Origin of the sequence: Ferrovibrio sp. (genome assembly GCF_017994015.1) — a bacterium.
Taxonomy (GTDB): domain Bacteria; phylum Pseudomonadota; class Alphaproteobacteria; order Ferrovibrionales; family Ferrovibrionaceae; genus Ferrovibrio.
Window position 1 is genome coordinate 1 of record NZ_JAGOLP010000109.1, and the last position, 4,491, is coordinate 4,491.

At 61.1% G+C, this 4,491-nt stretch carries 4 protein-coding genes; all 4 read left to right on the forward strand.

Features of this window, described 5'->3' with window-relative positions:
* Positions 1–99: 99 nt before the first annotated feature.
* The gene (locus tag KBB36_RS20690) at positions 100–684 is read left to right on the forward strand and encodes a hypothetical protein (protein WP_290985735.1); all 585 of its coding nucleotides are present in this window, start codon (positions 100–102) and stop codon (positions 682–684) included.
* A 199-nt stretch (positions 685–883) separates the two neighbouring features.
* Positions 884–3,373, forward strand: a complete 2,490-nt coding sequence (locus tag KBB36_RS20695) for a penicillin acylase family protein (protein WP_290985736.1) — start codon at positions 884–886, stop codon at positions 3,371–3,373.
* A gap of 122 nt (positions 3,374–3,495) precedes the next feature.
* Positions 3,496–4,356 carry a flagellar motor stator protein MotA gene (motA, locus tag KBB36_RS20700; RefSeq protein WP_290985739.1) on the forward strand — a complete coding sequence of 287 codons (861 nt, stop codon included), beginning with the start codon at positions 3,496–3,498 and terminating at the stop codon, positions 4,354–4,356.
* Between the two features lie 18 nt (positions 4,357–4,374).
* Positions 4,375–4,491: flagellar motor protein MotB (locus tag KBB36_RS20705; RefSeq protein WP_290985742.1), on the forward strand; the 117-nt coding region annotated here is incomplete at its 3' end.

The following is a 4,491-nucleotide window of genomic DNA, read 5'->3' on the forward strand; positions in this document are numbered from 1 at the left end:
GTATATGTATTTTGCACTGCGCAATTGCCGCTTGCATATCAAGCAACATGACAATATATTACATATAGGAAACCGTACCTGAAATGGGAGAAACCCATTATGCCGCTCAATAGCATCGGCCTAGTTGCCGGCGCGGGCAGTAGCGGCGCGGTAGCACGCGAGGCCCGCGTTGAATCAGTGAGTGCGTCAAGCGCAAACTCTTCTGAGTTCTCGCCACGGGAGATCGTTGTCAGCGGGGATCAGGAAAGCAGCGTCACGCGCTATGGCTCGTATTATGTCAGCCCCTTCATCCGGCTCGACACATCCACGCGCTTGGCAATTCTTGAATTCCGCGATTCCGAAACCGGTGAAGTGCAGCAGCAATATCCCTCGCCGCGCGCGGTGAAGGAATATGCTCAGAACCTGCCGGACAATTTTGACCTGCCGCGTGTTGGCGGCAAGGGCCGTGGCGAAGACGCGCCGGAGCAGGCCCCCCCAAGCTTTGGCAAACCAGCCAACGAGCCAACCGGCGAAGTGCGCATCATCGGTGCCGGTTCTGGTGCGCCAACACCGCAACCGGTGCCGCAGCCAGCCCCGACTGGCGGTACTGGCCGCGCCCCAAGCAATCCTGCAATTGCTGCTTTCAGCGCCGCCTTAAGCGGCCTGACCAGCGGTTTCAGCTCACGCCAGGTTGCCGTCGCCTGAGGCCAGGCTTACTGGCGTTTTAAGTATCTTTGCGCCCTGTTTAGCCCCTGCGGCTCGCGCCAGCGGGTTTTTTGTGTTTTTTTAACATGGTGCGGGGCCAGAATCTGATATCCAGGCTTTAATCTGGTATCCAGGCTTCAATGTGGTGTATGCCGGTTTGCCTTTGCCGGCTTCTGTTTAGCTTTCATCCAGGATTCTCATGCGCTGGATTTTCCGCCTGTTCGTCCTGCTGCTTGTTGTGCTCGGTGGTGTTGGCACCGCCGCCTACTTCATCGCCCGCTCCTCGCTGCCACAAACCAGCGGCACCATCACCTTGGCCAACAGCCCGTTGCAGCAATCGGTGCGCATCATCCGCGACCGCCATGCCATTCCGCATGTGCTGGCTGAAAGCCGGGTGGATGCGATGTTCGGCCTTGGATTTGCCCATGCCCAGGACCGGCTGTGGCAGATGGAAGTGAACCGCCGCATTCCGGCCGGCCGGCTGGCGGAAATATTTGGCCCGCGCGCCCTGGATACCGACAAATTCCTGCGCAGCCTGGGTGTGCGGCGCGCCGCCGAACGCGCCTATGCCCATCTCAAGCCGGAAACCCGCGCCGCGCTGGATGCCTATGCGGCCGGCGTGAATGCCTTCCTGAAACAGCGCAACGATCCGCTGCCGCCGGAATTCCTGATCATCGGGATTGAGCCAGAGCCGTGGACACCGACGGACTCGCTTGGCTGGATCAAGATGATGGCCTGGGACTTGAGCGGCAATTGGGGCACTGAACTGGCGCGGCTCGGCCTCAGCCGCCGGCTCAACAAGCAGCAGATTGAGGAATTCTTTCCGCCTTATCCGGGCGATGCTCCGGTGGCATTGGCGGATTACAGCGATCTGTATCGCAAGGTGACGCAGGCGCTTGACCTGCCGGCACTGGCCCGCCTGCTGCCGGAGGAACGGCCCGAGGGCATTGGCTCGAATAACTGGGTGCTGAGCGGTACCCATACCGTGACCGGCGCGCCCTTGCTCGCCAATGACCCGCATCTTGGCCTCTCAACCCCTGCTTTGTGGTATTTCGCGCATTTCTCCAGCCCGAGCGGCGATGCAATTGGCGCCACGCTTCCAGGCGTGCCGGGCGTGGTGCTGGGCCATAATGGCCGCATTGCCTGGGGCTTCACCAATACCGGGCCGGATACCCAGGACCTCTATATCGAGAAGGTCGATCCGGCCGATCCGGGCCGCTATCTGGTGCCGGCCAGTATTGATCCCAGCGGCTCGCTGCCCTTTGCCACCCGCAGCGAAACCATCAAGGTGAAGGGTGAGCCCGATGTGGTGCTGACGGTGCGCGAGACCCGGCATGGCCCGGTGATTTCCGATGTCAACACCACGGCCCAGGGCCTGCTGGAACCGGGCTATGCGCTCAGCTTCGCCTGGACCGCGTTGCGCGACGACGACCGCAGCGCCGACAGCCTGACCGGGCTGGATTCTGCCGCCGACTGGCCGTCTTTCGTGGAGAATTTCCGCGGTTATGTCACGCCGCAGCAGAATATTGTCTATGCCGATCTGGCCGGCAATATCGGCTTTTTTGCCCCTGGCCTGGTGCCGAAGCGCAAGCCGGAAAACGACCTTAAGGGCCTGGCGCCGGCGCCCGGCTGGGATGCGCGATATGACTGGGCCGGCTTCATTCCGTTTGAGGAATTGCCGCGCAGCTATAATCCGGCCAGCGGCCAGGTGGTGACCGCCAACCACAAGATCGTGCCAGACAGCTATCCGCATTTCATCACCAGCGAATGGGCCGATCCCTACCGTGCCATCCGCATCGAGCAATTGCTGCGCGAGCGCCAGGTGCATTCGGTGGAGAGTTTCAAGCAGATCCAGGGCGACACGGTATCGCTGATGGCGGCGGAAATCCTGCCGCTGATGCTGAGTGCGCCGCTGAAAGCCACGCCGCAAAATGCCGAATTGCCGGCGCTGCATGCCGCCCTTGCCGGCTGGAATGGCGCCATGACCAGCAACCATGCCGAACCGCTGGTTTTCCAGGCCTGGTATCGGGAATTGACCCGGCTGGTGCTGGGCGATGAACTGGGCGATGACTTTCAGCGCCTGTGGCGCCATCGCCCGGCGCTGATGCGCAACATCCTGGCCAACAAGGATGGTCAGGCGCGCTGGTGCGGCAGCCTGGCCGCGCCGGGCAGTCCGGCGGAATGCGCCGCCCTGGTGGCCGAGGCGCTGGATTTGGCCCTCACCGACCTGAAGGCGCGCTATGGCCGCGACCCCAGCCGCTGGCGCTGGGGCGATGCGCATTTTGCCAAATCGACGCATCGGCCGTTTTCCAGCACGCCGCTGCGCCGGCTGTTTGAGGCCAGCGTGCCAACCCCGGGCGATACCTTCACCGTTAATGTTGGCCGCAACAACATGGCCGACGAGGCCGAGCCTTTCGCCAATGTGCATGCCGCCTCGCTGCGCGCGATTTACGACCTGGCCGATCTCAACCGCTCGGTCTTCATCCACTCAACCGGGCAGTCAGGCCACCCGCTTTCGGCCTTTTACCGCTCAATGGCCCCCGCCTGGGCCAATGTGGGCTATCTGCCGATGAGCATCCGGCCGGGCGATATTGAGGCCGGCGCGCTTGGCAGCCTGGTGCTGCGCCCGGCCCCGGTTCCGGCCAGCAACAATCCGGTGGGTTCGGGGGCTGTTGGCCAATCCCAGTAATTTCCCAATCACAGTGATTTCATCGTCGATTCAATATTCTATTTACCAAGCCCGTAAGATAAAACTGGGTTAGCTGAAACCCGACTCGGCAGTTTGGCTGCGGGTTGGATAAGGAGTGCGTCATGCTGATTGTTATCGGCACCGTTGTCGGCTTGGCTTGCGTGCTCGGTGGCTATATGGCCATGGGCGGCAAGCTGGCGGTGCTTTATCAGCCCTTCGAGCTGGTGATCATCGGCGGCGCCGCTGTCGGCGCCTTCATCGTCGGCAACCCCAAGCCGGTGCTGAAATCGGCACTTGGTGGTTTCAAGCAGGCTTTCAAAGGGCCGCGCTTCACCAAAGACGACTATCTCGAACTGCTCTCGCTACTCTATTCGGTGTTCAAGCTGGCTAAGAGCAAAGGCATGCTGGCGCTGGAAGCCCATATCGAGAAGCCGGAAGAAAGCAAACTGTTCAACCAGTTTCCGAAATTCACCGCCGACCATCATGCGATGGATTTCCTCTGCGATTATCTGCGCCTGATGACCCTGGGCAGCGAAAATCCGCATGAGATGGAAGCGCTGATGGATATGGAACTGGAAATCCACCATCAGGAAGATCATCTCGCCCAGGGTGGCGTGTCAGCCTTTGGTGAAAGCTTCCCGGCGCTTGGCATCGTCGCCGCCGTGCTTGGCGTTATCAAGACCATGGGTTCGATCTCCGAACCGCCGGAAGTGCTTGGCAAGCTGATCGGCGGCGCGCTGGTCGGCACCTTCCTCGGCATCTTGCTGTCCTACGGCATCGTGTCGCCAATTGCGGCAGCCTTGAAGGCGACGCAGGAGCATGACAGCAAATACCTGCTCTGCCTCAAGGCCGGGCTGCTGGCGCATTTGCAGGGTTATGCCCCGGCTGTGTCGGTGGAATTTGCCCGCAAGTCGCTGATGTCGAATGTGCGGCCCAGTTTCTACGAAGTGGAAGAAGCCACCAGCAAGGTGCAGGCGGTCTAACCGGCGGAGGGCTTTGTTATGGCTGCCGCCGATGGCGAACGCCCCATCATCATCAAGAAGATCAAAAAGGGTGTTCACGCGGCCCATGGTGGCGCGTGGAAAGTGGCCTATGCCGACTTCGTGACCGCGATGATG

Excerpts from the sequence above, each read along its gene's own strand:
- KBB36_RS20690 (WP_290985735.1), top strand. The coding sequence starts at position 100 with ATGCCGCTCAATAGCATCGGCCTAGTTGCCGGCGCGGGCAGTAGCGGC.
- KBB36_RS20695 (WP_290985736.1), top strand. The coding sequence starts at position 884 with ATGCGCTGGATTTTCCGCCTGTTCGTCCTGCTGCTTGTTGTGCTCGGT.
- motA (WP_290985739.1), top strand. The coding sequence starts at position 3,496 with ATGCTGATTGTTATCGGCACCGTTGTCGGCTTGGCTTGCGTGCTCGGT.